The organism is Enterobacter chinensis, assembly GCF_034008295.1.
GTDB lineage: Bacteria > Pseudomonadota > Gammaproteobacteria > Enterobacterales > Enterobacteriaceae > Enterobacter > Enterobacter chinensis.
Genome location: NZ_JARDVI010000006.1, coordinates 94,755 through 114,633, shown reverse-complemented (window position 1 = coordinate 114,633; position 19,879 = coordinate 94,755). Strand labels below are relative to the sequence as shown.

The 19,879-nt window shown below is 53.4% G+C and carries 18 protein-coding genes; 9 read left to right on the top strand and 9 right to left on the bottom strand.

The genetic code is table 11. The annotated features are described in order from the left end of the window. Positions 1-76: 76 nt before the first annotated feature. Both PYW49_RS17970 and PYW49_RS17965 read left to right on the top strand, forming a co-directional pair. Complete coding sequence (locus PYW49_RS17970; RefSeq protein WP_320387124.1) at positions 77-1,336, top strand: MASE1 domain-containing protein; 1,260 nt, start codon at positions 77-79, stop codon at positions 1,334-1,336. Positions 1,337-1,338: 2 nt separating this feature from the next. Continuing rightward, entirely contained in the window at positions 1,339-3,354 is a 2,016-nt protein-coding gene (locus tag PYW49_RS17965) for a MipA/OmpV family protein (protein ID WP_320387123.1), read from the top strand. Here the strand turns inward: PYW49_RS17965 and PYW49_RS17960 are convergent. Beyond that, positions 3,338-4,468 carry an MFS transporter gene (locus PYW49_RS17960; RefSeq protein ID WP_320387122.1) on the bottom strand — a complete coding sequence of 377 codons (1,131 nt, stop codon included), beginning with the start codon at positions 4,466-4,468 and terminating at the stop codon, positions 3,338-3,340. The genes PYW49_RS17965 and PYW49_RS17960 overlap by 17 nt on opposite strands. A 559-nt stretch (positions 4,469-5,027) precedes the next feature. Between PYW49_RS17960 and ptrB the strand changes: the two genes are divergently transcribed. Beyond that, positions 5,028-7,088 (top strand): oligopeptidase B, encoded by a 2,061-nt coding sequence (ptrB, locus tag PYW49_RS17955; RefSeq protein ID WP_320387121.1) that lies wholly within the window; start codon positions 5,028-5,030, stop codon positions 7,086-7,088. Here the strand turns inward: ptrB and exoX are convergent. From exoX to PYW49_RS17940, 3 genes are all read right to left on the bottom strand, one after another. Further along, complete coding sequence (gene exoX / locus PYW49_RS17950; RefSeq protein WP_320387120.1) at positions 7,085-7,747, bottom strand: exodeoxyribonuclease X; 663 nt, start codon at positions 7,745-7,747, stop codon at positions 7,085-7,087. The genes ptrB and exoX overlap by 4 nt on opposite strands. A 24-nt stretch (positions 7,748-7,771) precedes the next feature. Beyond that, the gene (locus PYW49_RS17945; RefSeq protein ID WP_320387119.1) at positions 7,772-8,422 is read right to left on the bottom strand and encodes a carbon-nitrogen hydrolase family protein; all 651 of its coding nucleotides are present in this window, start codon (positions 8,420-8,422) and stop codon (positions 7,772-7,774) included. A 110-nt stretch (positions 8,423-8,532) separates the two neighbouring features. Then, a complete protein-coding gene (locus PYW49_RS17940; protein WP_013096102.1) occupies positions 8,533-8,763 on the bottom strand; it encodes a DNA polymerase III subunit theta in 231 nt (76 codons plus the stop codon). A gap of 137 nt (positions 8,764-8,900) precedes the next feature. Here PYW49_RS17940 and yobA point away from each other — a divergent pair, with 137 nt between their 5' ends. The 3 genes from yobA to PYW49_RS17925 are packed head-to-tail and all read left to right on the top strand — an operon-like array spanning position 8,901 to position 10,498. Beyond that, entirely contained in the window at positions 8,901-9,272 is a 372-nt protein-coding gene (yobA, locus tag PYW49_RS17935; RefSeq protein WP_320387118.1) for a CopC domain-containing protein YobA, read from the top strand. Between the two features lies 1 nt (position 9,273). After that, complete coding sequence (gene copD / locus PYW49_RS17930; protein ID WP_320387117.1) at positions 9,274-10,143, top strand: copper homeostasis membrane protein CopD; 870 nt, start codon at positions 9,274-9,276, stop codon at positions 10,141-10,143. Positions 10,144-10,159: 16 nt separating this feature from the next. Then, complete coding sequence (locus tag PYW49_RS17925) at positions 10,160-10,498, top strand: YebY family protein (RefSeq protein ID WP_134350666.1); 339 nt, start codon at positions 10,160-10,162, stop codon at positions 10,496-10,498. Positions 10,499-10,905: 407 nt separating this feature from the next. Here the strand turns inward: PYW49_RS17925 and PYW49_RS17920 are convergent, their stop codons facing one another. Beyond that, positions 10,906-11,847, bottom strand: a complete 942-nt coding sequence (locus PYW49_RS17920; RefSeq protein WP_320387116.1) for a VirK/YbjX family protein — start codon at positions 11,845-11,847, stop codon at positions 10,906-10,908. 176 nt (positions 11,848-12,023) lie between these two features. On the opposite strand from PYW49_RS17920, the gene pphA reads away from it, so the two are divergent. Then, positions 12,024-12,668, top strand: coding sequence for a protein-serine/threonine phosphatase (gene pphA / locus PYW49_RS17915; RefSeq protein WP_134350664.1), 645 nt, complete (start codon positions 12,024-12,026; stop codon positions 12,666-12,668). Between the two features lie 34 nt (positions 12,669-12,702). Here pphA and PYW49_RS17910 read toward each other — a convergent pair whose 3' ends face one another. From PYW49_RS17910 to yebS, 4 genes are all read right to left on the bottom strand, one after another. Continuing rightward, positions 12,703-12,942, bottom strand: a complete 240-nt coding sequence (locus PYW49_RS17910; RefSeq protein ID WP_008500472.1) for a YebV family protein — start codon at positions 12,940-12,942, stop codon at positions 12,703-12,705. A gap of 106 nt (positions 12,943-13,048) precedes the next feature. Continuing rightward, positions 13,049-14,491: a 16S rRNA (cytosine(1407)-C(5))-methyltransferase RsmF gene (gene rsmF, locus PYW49_RS17905; RefSeq protein ID WP_320387115.1), complete on the bottom strand. Its 1,443-nt coding sequence runs from the start codon at positions 14,489-14,491 to the stop codon at positions 13,049-13,051. 77 nt (positions 14,492-14,568) lie between these two features. After that, positions 14,569-17,202: a PqiB family protein gene (locus PYW49_RS17900; protein ID WP_320387114.1), complete on the bottom strand. Its 2,634-nt coding sequence runs from the start codon at positions 17,200-17,202 to the stop codon at positions 14,569-14,571. Beyond that, on the bottom strand, positions 17,171-18,454 hold the full coding sequence (gene yebS / locus PYW49_RS17895) for a membrane integrity lipid transport subunit YebS (protein WP_134350661.1): 1,284 nt from the start codon (positions 18,452-18,454) through the stop codon (positions 17,171-17,173). Before yebS ends, PYW49_RS17900 begins: the two co-directional genes overlap by 32 nt. Before the next feature lie 132 nt (positions 18,455-18,586). Here yebS and PYW49_RS17890 point away from each other — a divergent pair, with 132 nt between their 5' ends. Further along, complete coding sequence (locus PYW49_RS17890; protein ID WP_134350660.1) at positions 18,587-19,084, top strand: GAF domain-containing protein; 498 nt, start codon at positions 18,587-18,589, stop codon at positions 19,082-19,084. A 96-nt stretch (positions 19,085-19,180) separates the two neighbouring features. Then, entirely contained in the window at positions 19,181-19,867 is a 687-nt protein-coding gene (gene proQ, locus PYW49_RS17885) for an RNA chaperone ProQ (protein WP_023336085.1), read from the top strand. Positions 19,868-19,879: the final 12 nt, after the last annotated feature.

The following is a 19,879-nucleotide window of genomic DNA, read 5'->3' as shown; positions in this document are numbered from 1 at the left end:
CAATTGAGGTGATCATATTTAGGCATTTCGCCCCTCATTACGCATGACGGGACAGATAAGCTTGTGGGAGATAATTATGCAAAACAGGGCATTAAAAGGTGAGCAAAAAATATGGTCATTAACAATGCTGACGTGGGGAATGCTCTACTACCTGTTGGGATATCTCTCCTTAACCATAGATGACCCGGGTAATCGGGTCGCTTTTATATGGCTCCCCGCTGGAGTGGCGGTCAGTGCTTTCCTTATTTCCCCCCGCCGAAGTTGGACGCTGCTTTTTATTGCCTTTTTTATTACGCATTTATTGCTGGATCTGACTTTCCATCATCAATTAACAGTCTCTCTGGTGCTGGCGAGCATATCACTGGTAAACGATCTGGCTATTGCATGGTGCGTTCGTTATTTTTCCTCTCACCATGATGAGCTGCATAAGGTTGTTACATGGATTATTTCCACCATCATTATTAGCGCGCTGGCGGCAATGCTGGGCGTGTTATGGCTCCGCTTTTATAACGGCGCGCCGTTGATAAAAGGAATATGGATTTGGTGGAGCGCCAACGTTTCTGGCACCCTGTTCACCACACCCGCGCTGGTTGGGTTGATCGGCTATAACGAACCCCGGCGTGGCTGGCTGGCGTATCTCTTGTCCGTTGTCGTTCTGGTTGTGACGTTTCTAATCTTCGTGCGAACGCCGGATAATGTCGAAAATATTGCCCTGACCTACTCTCTGGCGTGCGTGCCGCTGGTACTGGTAACTATCGCCGCCGTGCTGTGTGGCAACCGGCCCGGCTCAGTGGCATTCATTCTATTTAGTATGGTCGTGATGGGGGCATCGTGGTATGAGACTGGACCTTTTTATATTGCCAGACTGAATACCGAACAGTCGATTATTCTGGCCCAGAGTTATCTTTCGGGGGCGGCTCTGCTGATTGTTTTTATCAGAGCGCTAAAACGCATGCAGCCAGGCGCTGTTGAGACCGCAACACGGGAAATCGCCTATTCGCTCAATCCTGATTCAGGCCAGATTGTCTGGAATCCCCATACGGATTACCCGCTGCGCACCGAACTTGCTTGCATTCGCACCCGAGATGAACTGCTGGCCTGTATTCCTGATGACGGGCAAAAATCGCAATTGCAGGCACGCTGGCAGACCGTTGTCGCGCGTAACGACGTAACGGACACCTTTCGCTTTACCCTGCAGCTGAACGACCAGACGTTGTTGAATATGATTGAGACCAGGACGCTGTTGGTCACGGCAAATGATGCTACTGCCATTATCGGATTTTGGGTTGAATCACGTCCCGGGTTGTATAAATCGGCACCGAAAGGGAAACAGTAATTATGTTGCAAATTGCTTTTTTACTTGCTGGCGCGGCCTTTGTCAGAAAAGCGGCCCCGGTGTTTATGTTCTCAGGCATAGTGTGGGGGGGTCTTGGCCTGTCGATCTTTATCGATGGTCTGCAGGGAGAGCGTCATTTCCCGCTGCACGTGTTTGGCCTGCTGCTGCTGACTGACAGTGTCGTATCTCTGCTTATGGGTTCAGCTGCCCGTGGTACTCAGCGTGGGATATTTTATTTTAAAGGCGGACTCTTTTTTTTGATTGCCATGCTAATTCTGGTGGGCCACCACAGCGGTAACCTGGTACTGGCGATTGTTTTTGGCATGGCTTATTTCATCACCGGGCTTTTTGTCATTGCCTCTGCATTGGTCGTGCGCTTTAGACAGTGGCAGCGGTCGCTTTTATCTGGTGTATGGCAAATTATTTTTTCTGTTTTTCTGTTTTTACCTTACCCCACTGAACATGATGGCACGGTATCGCAGTTTATCGGAATGGTGCTAATTACCGGTGGTATCCATTCAGTGCGTTTGTCGTTACGGATGCTGCGCATTAAAAACGGTTCCTCGGTATTTGATATACTTGCACCGCGCGATCTCGTGACGCCCACAGTCGAACAGACGCCCGCGATGGATATGCCCGCTACTGGCCGGTTGACTGTTCATGTCTGGACACCAGAAGGATCAGCGGAAAATGAGCCTCTTCGGAGACCTGTGATTAACCGCTACATTGCCGCCGTGGATGCCAATGGCGTGATCTCTACCGGCCATGCCGCACTGGAATTACCGCCATCTTTGTATATCAGTCTCTATCCGGCAGCAGATATCGACCGGTCGCCGTCTGAGTTTTTTAATACCCTGAAGGCGGTTGAAGAGAATACTGTTGCCGGCAAGTTCCAGTCCGATTATGCCTCAGAGGCGCGGGCCTGGTGCGAATCAGATCGTAAAATCGTCTTTTCAACGTTTAATGCCCCATCACTTATCGGTTTCTGGACGCGTTATCGGCAGAACGAGACCTATAACCTGACCTGGCGCAACTGTTCCAGTAGCGTGGCCTATGCGCTGGAAGCCGCTCTTGACGGCGTATTGCGCGAGCGTTGCTCATATGTTGGCTTCATACGCCTTCTGTTTGTTCCTGAACTGTGGATTGCTGCCCAACTGCGTAAGCGAGCCACAACCATGGCATGGACGCCAGGGCTGGTGCTGGACTACACCCGGGCGCTTCATGCGATTGTTCATCCGGATAAGCTCTCACTATTGACGTTTATCAAAAGGAAAATTTTTGTTGGTCTCTTTGTCGCGCTTGCGGCGTTGCCCTTTGTACCTCGTCCGGCCTCGGCCATCTCGCTGGGGCTGCAGGGCGGAAGTTACGGCACGCCTTATAACGATCGTCATGCTGAAAATTGGGTACTACCCTATATTGGGCTGAATTATAAGCAGTTTTATATCGACGGCACGGAGCTGGGGTACACTCTTATTGACTCACCCTCCAATACGCTGAAGCTGAAAATAGAGTATCTGGACGTGCAATATGACGCTTCCGAAGGGCGCACCGCGGCTCTTCGCAGTTTAAATAATCGCCACAGCACTCTGCTGGCCGGAGCCAGCTATTTGTATACAACCCCATTTGGCGGCTTTCAGACTACATTGGGTGTTGACACACTGAATCAGAGTAAAGGGGTTACGGCTAATTTCAGCTGGATCCTGATGAAACAATGGGGCGGCCTGACGCTGGTTCCCATGGCCGGTGTCGACTGGAATAATGGCCAACAAAACCGCTACTACTATGGTATCTCGGATGACGAAGCGAGGCGTTCGGGACTTGACGCGTGGCGCCCTCACGCCAGCGCCATACCTTTTATCACTCTGGCGGCAAACTATGACTGGCAAAATAACTGGAATAACTGGAATAGCTGGGCTGAAGTCACGGGACGTTTCTACTCCTCAACCATCACCGACAGCCCGATGGTCAACAAAAATGCAATCGCTGAATTGACAGTTGGCTTTAGCTATAGCTTCTGAACGGACGAAACAGGCTGACCAGGGCAAACAGCAGGCACAGTGCAGCTGTCAGCCAGGGCAGCCCATGCAGGGAAAACTGCATCGCAACACCACCCAGAAGCGGTCCGGCCATCGCGCCGACGCCCCAGGCCACCGACATAGCGGCGTAGATCCCTGCCAGTTGCCCTCCCTTAAAACGCTCCCCTACCCAGGTGATGGCGACGGTATAAATACCGACGAAAATTCCCCCCCAGAGAAATAGCATGGCGTAAGAGAGCAAGTGAAACGCGAGAATATGTGGCCAGACAAACGCCAGCACAGCAGCGATAAACGCCAGGGATCTCATCAACATCAACCGGTTAACCTTATCGGCTAGCCAGCCAATGGGTAACTGTAAAATAATAGCGCCAAACATTAGCACCGAAATCAGAAGAGCTGACGCGGATTCACTCCAGCCCAACCGGGTTGCGTACAGTGACAGAAAATTCATCCCAAGAACTTCTACTGAGGCGTTCAGCATCGTGGCTATCACCGGCAATGTTGCCAGCTTCAGGCTATTACGAAGTGTTGTGGGAGTATCGTGATGTCCGTTAGTCCGCGGCATGCCCGTGGCGGCGATAAGAATAATGGCGATTGCTGCCAGCAGGGCTGCGGCATAAAAGGCAAGATCGCCCTTGCTGCCTGTCCATGCCAGAATTAGCGGCCCGGAGGCAAAGCCAAGTGACATGCCACTGGTATACAGTGCCAGCACTTTTCCCCTTGCCCGCTCGACCGTGCTTCCGTTAAGCCAGGTCTCAGTTTGCACCATGATGATTTCACTGAATAGCCCCAGCCCCATGCGTAGCACAAACCAAACCGGCAGAGGGACAACGGTGAATAACATAAAAATCATAGCTATCGCTGTCAGCGATGCCACTATCAAAGTAACCGGACGAAACTTATGAAATAAAGCGGGTAAAAATGGGGCGATAATAAATACGCCGACGGCATGCATGGCGGCGTTAAAGCCGAGCATACTTTCACTCATCCCTGCGGCATGTAATTTAAAAGCGATGAGCGGTGAACTAAGTCCATAAGTCAGACTAAACACCGACACCGAAAAAATTAATGCAATCAATCTCTTAATTGATATCATAATCCGTTTTTACCGCAACAATTGATCGCTATATCTATTATACGCTGGCAGTAACGGTTCAGTGACGGTTTTGCTTACCGCACTGTATAGCAGAGCCACGTTCGTTGGGAAAGTAAGTATAGGGGACCGCATGGGAGACATGTTAGTAACTTATAACATTCAATAGACCAGTATAGGGCAGGTGTTATCGCTGGTTATCAGGAAACCCGTTTTAGCATGACGGCGAAAAATGACACCTTCGATTGTTGGGTTACGCCGCATGCGAAAATATTTACCGAAGTTACTTATACTTATTATCCCAATAATAAAGGTGAAATTTAGCAATGGGATAATAGCGGGTCTCAGTCAGAAAACAACGGAGGCGGCATGCAACACCGTAACTGGGAATTATCCATCGACATCAGCCGCCTGAACTCTATTGCCTCAGCCGTGCCGCCATTGATGTCGAGCACGTTATGCAGCGGAGTTACCTTAACGCATGGGCTGCGACACTGTTTCGCTTGCATCATGCGTGGGTTTTGCCAACCTTATAGGGTGTAAAACTTAAAAGAATGATGACATGCCACCGAAAGCCCGACGTACTCCTTATGCGATCACCACGCATGGCGATACGCGCATAGACAACTATTACTGGCTACGGGACGATTCACGCTCCCGGCCAGAGGTGCTCGACTACCTGCACGAGGAAAACGACTATGGCCGCAAGGTCATGTCCAGCCAGCAGACGCTTCAGGACCAGTTGCTGAATGAAATGGTGCAGCGCATTCCCCAGCGCGATATCTCCGCGCCCTGGACCAAAAACGGCTATCGCTATCGCCATATTTACGAGCCCGGCAATGAGTATCCCATCTACCAGCGTCAGTCGGTGTTAAGCGCAGAATGGGACGAGTGGGAAATCCTGCTGGATGCCAACCAGCGCGCCGCCCACAGCGAGTTTTATACCCTGGGCGGCATGTCCATTTCTCCGGATAACGCGGTGATGGCGCTGGCGGAGGATTACCTCTCCCGTCGCCAGTATGGCCTGCGTTTTCGCAATCTGGACACCGGTAACTGGTATCCTGAAATGCTGGAGAACGTCTCCCCGGATTTTGTCTGGGCGAATGATTCCGAGACGGTTTACTACGTCAAAAAGCATGCTTCCACGCTGCTGCCTTATCAGGTATGGCGACACACCGTGGGAACGGACTCCGCAGACGACGAACTGGTCTATGAAGAGAAAGACGAAACGTTCTATGTCAGCCTGCATAAAACCTCTTCACGCCACTATGTGATTATCTTCCTTGCCAGCGCGACGACGTCGGAAGTCCTGCTGCTGGACGCCGAACTGCCTGATGCCCAGCCGCTCTGCTTCCTGCCGCGCCGTAAGGATCATGAGTACAGCCTGGATCACTTCCAGCACAGTTTTTATTTGCGCTCGAATCGCGAGGGCAAAAACTTTGGTCTTTATAAAACCAAAGTGCGCGATGAGCGCAAATGGGAGGTACTTATTCCCGCGCGGGATCAGGTGATGCTGGAAGGGTTCACCCTGTTTACCGACTGGCTGGTGGTGGAAGAGCGCCAGCGGGGGCTGACCAGTATCCGGCAAATTAACCGTAAAACCCGGGAAGTGGTGGGGATTGCGTTCGACGACCCGGCCTACGTGACGTGGATTGGTTTCAACCCTGAGCCCGAGTCGTCGCGGTTACGCTATGGCTACTCATCCATGACCACACCGGACACCCTGTTTGAGCTGGATATGGATACCGGGCAGCGTCAGGTGATTAAACAGACCGAGGTAAAAGGGTTTGAGTCTGAAAACTACCGAAGCGAGCACGTGTGGGTTATCGCTCGCGATGGGGTGGAAGTGCCCGTCTCGCTCGTCTATCACAAAGCACATTTCCAGAAAGGCAAAAATCCGATCCTGGTCTACGGCTACGGCTCTTATGGCTCAAGCATGGACGCCGATTTCAGCAGCAGCAGGTTAAGCCTGCTCGATCGCGGCTTCGTTTTTGCCATCGCCCATATTCGCGGCGGCGGCGAACTGGGGCAGCACTGGTATGAAGACGGGAAATTCCTGAAAAAGAAAAACACCTTTAATGACTACCTCGACGTCTGCGATGCGCTGATTGAGCAGGGCTATGGCGATCCGCAGCTCTGCTTTGGCATGGGAGGCAGCGCGGGCGGCATGCTGATGGGGGCGGTTATCAACCAGCGTCCCGACCGCTTTAAGGGGATTGTCGCGCAGGTTCCGTTTGTCGATGTGGTCACGACCATGCTCGATGAATCCATCCCTCTCACAACCGGGGAGTTTGAAGAGTGGGGGAATCCGCAGGATGAGATTTACTACCGTTATATGAAAGAGTACAGCCCGTACGACAACGTGGAGGTGAAAGCCTATCCCCACATGCTGGTGACCACCGGTTTGCATGATTCTCAGGTGCAATACTGGGAGCCGGCAAAATGGGTGGCGAAACTGCGGGAGCTGAAAACCGATGACAACCTGCTGCTGCTGTGTACCGACATGGATTCCGGGCATGGGGGGAAATCGGGACGGTTTAAATCGTACGAAGGGGTTGCCCTGGAATATGCCTTCTTGATAGGCCTGGCGCAGGACACGCTGCCAGGCCGTGCGGAGCGTTAAGCGTCACCCAGATAATGTTTCAGCGTTAAGCGCAGCTCCGGGCTCATTTTGTCGAGGTTGTTATACAGCCAGCGCAAATAGCCCGGGTCTTTATCCGCAATATCCGACACCGCTTTGCCCCGGTATTTACCAAAGGTGAACGTGGTCAGCAGCGCAGGGCGACCGGTAATCGTCGCCATATCATCCGGCGTCCAGCCAGAGATATTCATAATATCAATGAGTAGCGCGGCGGTGATATAGCAGTCATACAGCGCGCGGTGATGGTGAAGCCCCTCAGGGGTACGAACGCTGAGCTTGCGGGACTTGTACAGCGCCATGTTACTGTATTTAATCCCCGGCCAGAGGCGGCGCGCCAGCTTCATGGTACAAATCCATTCGCCTGGCATTTCAGGTAACACCCGGCGGTCAAAGCTGGCGTTATGCGCGACGTACCACGGGCTACCGTAATAGTGGGGAATGATCTCTTCTATCCATGGCTTATCCGCCACCATCGATTCGGTAATGCGATGGATAGCCATTGCCTGTGGGCTGATGGGGCGATCGGGACGCACCAGATGGCTCATTGGGTTGACGATTTTACCGTCCACCACGTCGACAGAGGCCACTTCCACAATTCCGCCCTGAAGATCGCAAGTTTCGGTATCGATGACGCGCAGCATGGAAAACTCCTGAGCTTAAAACGCTTAGCCTAAAGGAATGATATCGCCTTGCCAACCCCGTCTGCTGAGCGTGCCGGTTAACAGCAGCTCGCCTTTATCCGCCCGGACGATCAGCTGGCCTTTTTCATCCCACAGCGCGCTGCCGCCGCAGGCATTCGCCATTAACACCGCAATGGCATATTTATGCGCAAATCGCTGCAGGGAACTGATGGACTGCCGCCAGCGGTTATCCCCCACAGACTGACAGCTGGTAACAAGCGTTGCCCTGGGATCGAGAAGGGGGGAATCAGCATGTGCATCAATGATGGTGAGCTGTTTATCTCCCGGCACCAGACTTGCTCCGCTCCCCTGGGGATAGCGCAAAATGCTCTGGCGAGAGGGCGAAAACAGCACGAGGCCTTTCTGGCAGTGGCCATTCCGCTCAAGGGGGAGCCCGGCAATAACCGTAATCCGATAAAAATGTGCTGCGTTAAGAAGGGGTTGCAGCTGCGCGTCGCCGGGTGGGGAAGGTAACGTCGGCGCGCCTGAGCCCGTCAATGAGAGTTCAGGGAATACCAGCAAATCGCACCGCTGCCGTGCTGCTTCAGCAATGAAGCGGAGGTGGTGCGTAACATGTTCATCGATATTCTGATGCTGCCCGCCATACTGGGCTGCCGCTATATTCCAATGTGACATCGTGACTTCCTTATACACTGAGTCGCAGGGATTTAAGAATACACCTAAATTAATCAGGGTCTTCTTATCCTGGCAGATTCCGCGTAAGGAAATGTAACGACTCGTTAAGCTTATTTAACTTTAGGCTCGTACGGCAAACGAGAGAGGTTGACCGAGGCGAGACGGTGGGCGATTAACCTTTCGCGAAACCAGTCGCGCAGATGGGCGGGTTGTTCACGTTCAACGACTTCAGCCACGATGGGCATGTTGTAACGCTCTTTGAAAGCGACGCCAGCGGCAGCGAGATCGACATTCACTTTATCCATCTCGTCCTGAGGAAGGGCGGCCAGATTGATCTTCATTACCTTCTCCTTATTATGCGGCGGCAACGTTACCGCGATTGCACGACGATGACAAGCGGGGGCGGGATGATCCTCGACTCGTTTATTATACAGCGTTATTCTTTAGCATACAGACATAACAAAAAGGAATGATTGCCATGAGTTTCTCCGCTTCCCGTGCGGTAGGCGCACTGGTTTTTCTGGCCTCGACTCTTGTTACGCCCTCCGTGCTGGCACATGCGCATCTTAAACAGCAGATCCCGGCGGCTGATAGCCTGGTAACCGCGCCGCAGGCGCTTACGCTGAATTTTTCTGAAGGTATCGAACCTGGATTTAGCGGTGTGGTGGTAACGGATGCGCAAAAGCAGGCCATCAGGACGGGTACCGCTACGCGAGACGAAAAGAACAAGGCACAGCTCACCGTGCCGCTGGAGCAAACGCTGACGTCAGGGATTTACCAGGTCGACTGGCATGTGGTCTCTGTGGACGGCCATAAAACCAAAGGCAGCTATCACTTTAGCGTGAAATAGCATGCTGGCGCTGTTTTATATCGGGTTGCGCTTTATCCATTTTGCGGCGCTAATGCTGGTTTTTGGCAATGCGCTTTACAGCGTCTGGTTTGCGCCTTCCTCTCTCCACCGTCTGATGTCCCGGCGTTTCGAGCAGCAGCAGAAAGTGGCGTCCTTAATCAGCCTGACGTCTGCTCTCCTGATGTTTATGCTGCAGGGCGGGTTAATGGGAAGCGGCTGGGGAGATGTGCTTGCCCCGGAGGTCTGGCGCAGCGTGATGGGGACACAGTTTGGTGGCGTCTGGCTGTGGCAAATTATACTTGCTGCGATTACGGTCGGTGCAGCATGGCTTGCACCGCTGAAAGGTTCTCGACTGCTGCTGCTCGCAATGGGCCAGCTTATCCTGCTCGCTGGAGTTGGGCACGCTGCGATGAACGAAGGCGCTATGGGGGCTTTGCAGCGTCTTAACCATGCTATTCATCTGCTGTGTGCGGCGACCTGGTTTGGTGGTTTACTGCCGCTGCTATTCTGCATGCGTCTGGCGAAAGGGCGCATGCAGAATGCTGCCATCTATACCATGATGCGCTTCTCGCGCGTAGGCCATTACGCCGTCGCAGGTGTGCTGCTCACCGGCGTTGTTAATACGCTATTGATTCTGGGCGTCCATATTCCCTGGCAGGCTGGCTACGTGCAGTTTTTGTTGTTCAAATGTGCGCTGGTGGCGTTGATGGTGGTAATTGCGCTGGCAAATCGGTATTTTCTGGTGCCACGGTTTCGTCCGGAGACCGGGCGTGCACAACAGATTTTTATCAGGATGACACAGGCAGAAGTGGTGCTGGGGGCGCTGGTGCTGGCAACGGTCAGCCTGTTCGCCACCTGGGAACCCTTCTGACAAGGTTAAATATCATATGAAAAAGACAGTACTTTCTCTCGTATTGCTGGCCTGCACGGGGAGCGCGCTTGCCGCACCGCAGGTTATCACCGTCAGCCGTTTTGAAGTGGGTAAGGACAAATGGGCTTTCAATCGCGAAGAGGTGATGCTGACCTGCCGTCCGGGCCATGCTCTGTATGCGATTAACCCGAGCACGCTGGTGCAATACCCGTTAAATGATACCGCAGAGCAGCAGGTGGCCAGCGGCAAGAGCAACGGCCAGCCGATCGGCGTGATTCAGATCGATGACCCGGCTCATCCGGGACAGAAAATGAGTCTGGCACCGTTTATCGAGCGCGCCGACAAGCTCTGCTAACGTTCAGGTTTCCAATAAAAAACCGCAGATGCTTGCGAAAGCACTGCGGTTTTTCACTTTTAATGATGCTCTGACGCTTTTTTTCCGACCGCTTTAACTGTGGACTGGAAAACCTGGCGTCGTCATCTATTCTTAAAAGGCAAGGCGACTTAGCCTGCATTAATGCCAACTTTTAGCGCACGGCTCTCTCCCAAGAGCCATTTCCCTGGACCGAATACAGGAATCGTATTCGGTCTCTTTTTATCTGTATGAAAGTAAACGCGTAATCCCAACGTTATCTTTTTCATACAGCGCGCACGTCCTGTACGTCCTGTTAAAACATAACACAACACAGCATGCGGAAGTCCAGCCCTTTTTGCCTGTTTTGTTAAATTTTCGTGTACAGTCAGCAAAAGCAAGAGCCGTGCTTAAAAGCGGGATTTAACGGACGCTTCAATTTCATCAAGCAGTTCAAAGCGACGGCGGTATTCGGCACGCTTTTTACTGGCAATGTCCTCAAGGGATTTGCGTTCCATCTGTAAGGGTAGCTGCCAGCTGAAGGTTGAGCGCTTTTGACCGTCGATAGAGGCCCAAAACTCGTCGTAGCTGGCATGGAAATGGCGACCTTTACTCAGACGATAACGCAGCGCACGGAAGATGTGTCCTTCATCGCTGACCGCATAAATGGCTTTGATACCGGAGAGCGTTGCCAACTGGAAAAGCACTTCCATCAACACTCGCTTCGGGAAAAGACCATGACAGGCACGGGTTGCCTGCTTGATCACATCACGGGATACGCTGCGGCGTGGGCCCTGAAGACCGCCAATAACCAGAACATATTCGCCGTTTTCGCGGGCAACGCAAAATGTCACGCTTGCAAGCAGGGTGTTTTCGTTATCACGCAGCCACAGCGTACACTCGCCCTCACGCTCTGCTTTGCTGGCATTCATGGCATTGACGTTATAGCTCACGCCATCTTTGGCATGAAACTCAACGATTGATTGCTCTTGCGGTCCGGTTAAAGCGGCGATTAGCTCGGCGTCTTTCAGGGAGTCAATCCACTGATAATGGCTGATGATGGCGTCGGCCCGTGCGTTAGCGTTCATACCACGCATCAGATACTGGCGGTGTGTTTTACTTGGCAGGGTGATTTGCGATGCCAGCAACTGATCGAAATCGTCGCGGCGAGCCAGCGCATCGAGCATGCGATGCGTGGAAGACCAGAACAGCAGTGAACGTAACAGAAATTTGAGACGGTACTCGCGTTTTTGCCAGATAGGGCCTGGAACGAGTTTACCTTTCACCAGTTCGGAAATGATATGGGTACGATGCGAATGTGGCGCATCGTCTTGCAGGCGCGTATTTGACACGGGAAAACCTCAAAGTTTATGCAATGCATAGTTTAGGGGGCATGCAAAAGTGGATTAATACTGGTGAAATATTTATTTATCCTTAGTTTACTGTTTGTTTAGCTTTGTGAAAAGCGCTCCCGCAGAGCGTCGCTGCGCATATTCCAACTGCAACTATACTCCCTATGGGAGGTTCTATGTACCAGCGAATAGAGGGGCGACTGTGGCGTCACGTCTGGGTTGTCAGCGATATACATGGCTGTTACCAGCGGCTTATGGATGAGCTTAAACGCCGTCACTTTAACCCGTATGAGGATTTACTCATTTCTGTAGGCGATATGATCGATCGTGGCCCTGACAGCGTGAAATGCCTGCAGCTAATCAATGAAAAATGGTTTCGCGCCGTGCGGGGTAACCACGAGCAAATGGCAATCGACAGTCTGGATAATAACGATTTCGCGCTCTGGACGATGAATGGCGGAATGTGGTTTGCACATCTTGAACGCGACCAGAAACCGCACGCGTTGGCGTTGCTTAATGACTGTCGCCATTTACCGCATATCATTGAGATAACCTGTGCTAACGGCCTGAATGTGATTGCCCATGCCGATTATCCGGCAACCGAATACCGCTGGCAAAAGCCGGTCAGCGCTCAGCGCGTTTTATGGGACCGCGATCGGTTGATGGGGTTTATGGTAGGTAAAGGGCAGGGCATCAGCGGCGCGGATCATTTCTGGTTCGGACATACGCCCGTCGACAGAAGGTATGATTTTGATAATCTCCACTACATTGATACGGGCGCTGTTTTCGATGGTTACTTCACGCTGGCGCAGCTGCAGTAATAAATAACCCGCCTTCGGGCGGGTTCACTTTAGGTCAGGCAAGGCGCATGACCCAGGCATCGGTTTTGCTATCGTAATGCTCACGGTAAAGGACAGAATGTTCGCCATCAAGTATTGCCGGGACGCTGGTGTCTGCATCCCATGCATCAAGCTGCATACACAAATCCGGGTCGGATTTGCAGGGAATACTTAACGTTCGATCGCCTTGTGCTTCGCCGCGCAATTCTGCGTCGTCGATCTCAAAAGCGCCAATACGCACGCTGGTTTTCGTCATAGTGCTCTCCGGGTCGGTTGTCAAAATCTGGTATGACCAGTGCGATCACCCATTTTTTATCGTAGACAAGGAGAGCAAAATCGCCAGTAAAAAAATGCGCTTTTTTTCAGGCCGTGCGATCGTTACCGGTAAACAGCCGACCATCCCGAACCAGCTCGCGCGGATAGCTGTTTTTCAATCGGGAGCCGACCTTTTTTGCCAGTCCCAGCGGGTATCCCTGATACGTCACCACCACTTCATCGTTAGATGGCGTGTTTTCCGGATAGACATCGCGACCGCGGTACCACTCTTCAGCTTCCTGATGCGTCAGGGCGAAGGTATTGTCGTGACCGGCAAGCGCGATGACGGCCTCGTGCTGCCAGCGATACCCTTTATTATGGACTTCCGCCAGGCGGATCCCGATGCGGGAGAAACGGACTTTGCCAATCAGCGGCTCAATATTCGCCGGGAACAGCCAAATTTCTTTATCTCGCTGCCAGAGATGGAGCGTTTCATCCCAGCTAAGTCCTGCTTTACCCGCGGCGAGGGTGACCTGCCCGGCGTCACGGCCTTTTAGCGGTGCGAACGGGAAGTTGCCAACCTTAAACGTTGGGGCAGGCAGCGGGGCAACGGCGGCAGTTTTACGCAGACGGGCCACAAAGAACCCTTCGCAGTCGTAAATTTGCGGGAACACATGGAGGAAACCGTCAGGCGTGACGGCTTCATGTGCTGAGGCAAACAGATCGTTAAGCGGCAGGAACTCGACTGCATCCGGATATTGCGCTTTCAGCCACAGACAGACGTCTTCGTTTTCATCGCGGTTGAGAGTGCAAGTGGAGTAAACCAGCGTGCCGCCGGGGCGCAGGGCGTGAAAGGCACTCTCGATCAGCTCTCGCTGCGTGGCGGCGATCTCAAGATTGCTTTCCACCGACCAGTTCTTTAACGCATCGGGATCTTTACGCACCACCCCTTCGCCGGAGCAGGGGGCATCCAGCAGAATGGCATCAAAGACTTCCGGTAAGGCGGCACCAAACACGCGTCCGTCGAAGTGCGTCAGGGCGACATTATGAATGCCGCAGCGGCTGATATTGGCATGCAGCACTTTCACACGACTGGCGGAAAACTCGTTGGCGAGGATCGCCCCGCGGTTACCCATCTGCGCGGCAATTTGCGTGGTTTTCGAGCCGGGCGCCGCAGCGACGTCCATCACGCGTTCAGGCGTATTACCTTCTGCGAACAGGGCGGCAACGGGCAGCATCGAGCTGGCTTCCTGAATATAAAACAGGCCGCTCAGATGTTCAGCGGTACTGCCCAGCGGCACGGCGTCTTCATCATCGCGTTCGATCCAGAACCCCTCAGCACACCACGGGACTGGCGTAAGCTGCCAGCCGTATGGCGCGACCAGCGTCAGAAAATCTTCGACGCTGATTTTCAGCGTATTGACGCGAATACTCCGGCGCAGCGGGCGCTGGCAGGCGGCAATAAAATCGTCTAACGACAGGTGAGAAGGAAGCGCCTCGCGCATCTGCGCCAGGAATTGTTCAGGAAGAAATACGGAGTTTTGAGCCACGGGCACACCACAGGGAAAAGTTCAGGTGCGCAGTGTAACATAAAGGCTCCGGTGCGTTGACACCGGAGCCTTTCAGATTAACGCGGCAGGGCCGTTCCCCATTCGCGCCACTCTTTCGGTTCACTTTCGAGCAGCAGGAAGTGTTTACCCGACTGCGCTTTCGGTGCCAGCGGTGTTCCCGGCGGTGTGGCAAATGCAATACCGCCGCGAATGAACTGGTTGAAGGTACCGGTTTTCACCACGCCTCCCGTCAGGCCGAAGTCCAGCGAATAGCCGGATGCCAGCCAGAATACCGAGTTATTACGGACCAGGTGCTGGTACCGTTCGCTGATACGTAACGCCACCATCACGCGGTCGGAGAGCGTACCGAGCGTCAGGCCCGTGACCGTACCCACCTCAATGCCGCGGAACAGTACCGGCGTGCCGATGTTCAGCGAGCCCGCTTCCGGCACTTCCACCACAATGCTCAGGCCGCCAAGGTAGCGTGAGTCGGTGATCGTGGCTTCCTGCAGCTCAAAATCACGGCGGGCATTGCCCTGGCCGGGCTCAACGTTGATGTACGGCTGCAGGATGGTGTCGAGATGCTCAACGCCCGCAGCCGAAATCTGCGGCGTGACCACTGAGAAGCGCGAACCCGTGCGGGCGAAGGTTTGTACATATTCCGGGTAAAGCACTGCGGTAGCTTGTACCTCATTGCGCGCGGTGATCAGCGTCAGCTTCTGGATCTGTCCGATATCAATGCCCAGATAACGGATTGGCATACCTTCCGCCAGCTTGCCGGCATCGAACGCGTGCAGGGTAATTTGCCCACCAACGGCACGTGCGGCGGTTTCGGACGGGAAGAGAATACGTTTATCGCCTTTACGCAGATTCGCGCCGGCACCGCTGAGATTATCGAAGCTAATCGCCCCGCGCAGCGCGCGTGAGAGCGGGGAGGCCTGCACGGTCAGTCCGTTGCCGTTAAGCTGAACTTTCGCGCCACCCTCGGCCCAGAAGACGCTGTTTGGTGTCAGCAGCTTGCGGTACTCCGGCTTGATATGCAGTTCGATATCAAACGCGTCTGCACGGGGGCGCACGGTGATCACTTCCCCGACTTCAAACTTGCGATACAGCACCACGGAGCCTGCCTGTACGTCCGGCAGCGTTTCGGCGCTTAACGTCAGCGTGGTGGTAGGGAGATCGCTCAGGCTGTTTTCAATCGCTTTATCCAGGTTGGCATACAGCGGGTAGCTTTCACGCACGGGGCCTTTATCTCCAGGTAAAATACGGATGCCGCCGTTAACCCATTCGCTGGCGCTGGCACCGAGGAACTCCACGCCGTCCAGCCCAACTTTCACGTCGACGCGGCTGTTCACCACGAATTTACTGTCGCCATGTACCAGGTCGCTGTATTGCGGATCGATAGCGACCGAGAAGCTTACTCCACTCGCGGAGAGCTTACGCTCCAGCACCTGACCGACCTGTACGCCGTGTAAAATCAACGGCTGTCCGGCTTCAATACCATAGCTTTCTGGTGCATTCAGCGTAACCGTCACTACACCCGGTTTTTGCAGCAGGGCTTTATCTGCCGGGGCAATCACGAAGCTATTGCTGGGTTGACCTTCACCGGGGATCAGCTCAAACGTATTGCCGGTCAGCAGGGTGCTGAGGCTGGCATCGTTCAGGGAGAGCTTCGGACTGCGCATTTCGATGCGCGTTTTCTCGCGCAGGAGATCGACCACGCTCGGATCGACCGTCATTTCGCCGGTGACCGAGCCGCCCGGGTTGAGCGTCATTTTGGTGAGCTGACCAACCTGCAACCCCTGATACATCAGCGGCGTTGAACCAGCTTTTAGCCCCTTAGCATCGGGCAGGGCGAGCTTGACGATCACGCCGCGCTGGCTGTGCGCCAGGTCAGCGTACAACCCGAACGTGTCATCGGCGGAGGCAGGGCTTGAGTTTTCCGGGGAATCAAAGGCAATGGCGCCATTCACCAGTGCGGCCAGGCTCTCCAGCTTCACCTTCGCGCCGCTCAGGCTGAGGTCGGCGTCCACGCCGGATACGTTCCAGAAGCGGCTGCCTTTTTTCACCAGGTTAGTGAAGCGACGCTCGATCAGAACATCAATGGTGACGCCCTGTTTATTCGGGTTAATCGCGTAGTCGTACACGCGGCCAACCGGGATTTTTCGGAAATAGACCAGGGAGCCACTGTTCAGAGAACCGAGATCCGGCGCCTGGAGATGGATCATCAAATCGCCGTTATTGAGACGGTATTTGGGTTGAGTATCCAGTGCCACAAAGTGATCCTGAGGCTCACCTTTGCCCGGCATCATGCCGATGTAGTTACCGCCCACGAGGGCATCCAGCCCGGATACCCCGGCCAGAGAGGCTTTCGGCGTCACCAGCCAGAACTGCGTTTCGCTGCGCAGGGCATCCTGCATGTCAGATTTAATACTGACCCGCACCTGTATCTTGTTCAGCCCTTTTCCAAGGGAGATGTCCTGAACCGTACCGACTTCAACCCCCTGGAAGCGAACAGGAGTTCGCCCGGCAACAATGCCGTCAGCGGTCTGAAAATCAATGGTGACCGTGCTCCCGCGATCTTCATAGCTCGTCCAGATAAGCCAGCCTGCAATCATCAGGGCGATGACGGGCAGCAACCAGAATGGCGAAATGCGGCGTTTTGTTTTAATTCTCGCTTCAGTCGGCGAAGCGGGGGTTTCCTGACTCATGTGCATCCCAAAGTAAGCGGCTATCCAGCCATTCCACAGCAAGAATAGTCAATATCACCGCAGAGCCGAAATAAAAAGCCGCGGGTCCCATTGTAAAAGCAAGTAACTGGTCGCGATTGATAAGCGACATCATCAGCGAAATCACAAACAGATCTAACATTGACCAGCGGCCAATCCAGGTGACGAATCGCAGAAGCAGAATACGGGTACGTAAGCCTTGTTCACACTTAAAGTGAATGCTGATAAGCAGGGTAAACATCACCACGACTTTGGTAAAGGGAACCAGGATACTGGCAATAAAGACAATCGCAGCCACCCCGACGTTGCTGTGTGCAAGGGAGATAATACCCGAAAGAATAGTATCCTCCTGACGCCCGCCATTCACGTAAATAATGGAAATAGGCAGCATGTTGGCTGGGATCAGAAACACCAGAGAGGCGATAAGTGCGGCCCAGCATTTTTGCAGACTGTTGTTGCGTCGCAGCCTTAACGGAATGTGGCACCGTGGGCAACGTCCACGTGTGTCGGGTAACCCGGTGTAGTGGCATCCCAGACAGACGCGGAGATTTTCATCAGGACGCGTGGCGGGGCGTTGAGGGTAAAATCGCTCCCAGAGTTGCTCAACGTTCAGATGTATCAGCGTCAGAATGCTCAGCAATACCAGACTGATGAAAGCAAAGAGTCCGATGCCGGGCTGCAAAAATGCATAGTCCTGCACCTTTATTGACGCAACGCCCACGCCCACCAGATAAATATCCAGCATCACCCACTCTTTGAGTTTGTCCAGCATCAACAGCACCGGACGAAGGTTCATGCCAAGAATATTGCCTAACCAAAGATAGGCAATGGCGGCGACCAGCACCAGCGGCGCGCCGACGGTGCAGAACAGCACCATGGCGGCAGTGATTGGGTCGCCCTGACGGGTCATCTGCCAGATACCCTGCAGCACGTTGGCATCAATGCGTACGCCAAGCAGGTAGAGTTTCAGCAGCGGCTCGCTCCAGGCGAAGGGCATCAGCAGCAGCATGGTGACAGCCATCGCGGCGAGGCGGGTTAAAGACCAGTCGCGGCCGTCACGAATTTTGGCGTCGCAGCGGGGACAAAAGGCACTTTGGTGCGATTTCATCTTCGGCAACATAAAAAGCGTATCGCACTGGGGACAACGCTGATAATGTGCACGGGGCAAAGCTTTGCTTACCGTATGGACAGTTATCTTTCTTGTCGGCGTAATTTTGGTTGTTTTTAAGGCCATCAGCTGCGCACAAATAAGTATTGTTGAAAGTTATAATAACTCATGAACGGATTCATCTTGAGCATGAGCGCATTTAATGCTTATTTTAATAGGCTATGCGGTAATTTTGTAAGACAACCAAGTGATTGAATAATGAACAAAACAGAATTCTACGCGGATCTAAACCGCGATTTTAAGGCATTGATGGCGGGTGAGACCAGCTTCTTAGCCACTCTGGCAAATACTAGCGCATTGCTGTTTGAACGTCTCTCTGACGTGAACTGGGCTGGCTTTTACCTTCTGGAAGGTGAAACGCTGGTGCTTGGCCCGTTCCAGGGCAAACTGGCGTGCGTGCGCATCCCGGTAGGACGCGGCGTATGCGGCACTGCTGTGGCCGAAAATCAGGTACAGCGTGTAGAAGACGTTCATGCATTTGACGGGCACATCGCCTGTGATGCCGCCAGTAATTCTGAAATCGTTCTGCCGCTGGCGGTAAAAAATCAGATTATTGGCGTTCTGGATATCGACAGCACGGTCTTCGGCCGCTTTACAACCGAGGACGAACAGGGGCTGCGCGAACTGGTGGCGAATCTGGAAAACGTACTATCAGCAACCGATTATCAAAAATTCTTTGCGAGCGTCGCAGGATAATCAACGGATAACGTAGCATTTACTGATAGCGTCATTATAATGACGCCTGTTCATGCCTGCGCTTGTTGGCAACGTCCGTTGTAATCAGGAAATTTCATGGAAAATCAACCTAAGTTGAATAGCAGTAAAGAAGTTATCGCATTTCTGGCCGAGCGTTTCCCGCAGTGCTTCAGCGCGGAAGGTGAAGCTCGTCCCCTGAAAGTCGGTATTTTTCAGGATCTGGTGGCGCGTGTTGAGGGCGAAATGAACCTCAGCAAAACTCAGCTGCGTTCCGCCTTACGTCTTTATACTTCGAGCTGGCGTTACCTTTACGGTATCAAAGCGGGCGCGACGCGTGTGGATCTCGACGGCAACCCTTGTGGTGAGCTGGACGAGCAGCACGTTGAGCACGCGCGTAAACAGCTTGAAGAAGCCAAAGCACGCGTTCAGGCACAACGTGCAGAGCAGCAAGCGAAAAAACGCGAAGCCGCAGCGGCAAACGGTCAGGAAGAAGCGCCTCGTCGCGAGCGTAAACCACGTCCTGCACCGCGTCGTCACGATAATAACGATCGCAAACCGCGTGCTGACAAACCAGCAGCTAAAGCCCCGCGCGCCCCTCGTGAAGAGCCGCGCCATACTCCGGTTTCAGACATTAACGCCCTGAGCGTTGGTCAGGCGCTGAAGGTTAAAGCGGGCAACAATGCTATGGACGCCACCGTACTGGAAATCACCAAAGATGGCGTTCGTGTACAGCTGACTTCTGGTATGTCAATGATTGTACGCGCAGAACACTTGTTGTTCTGAAACGGAGGCCAA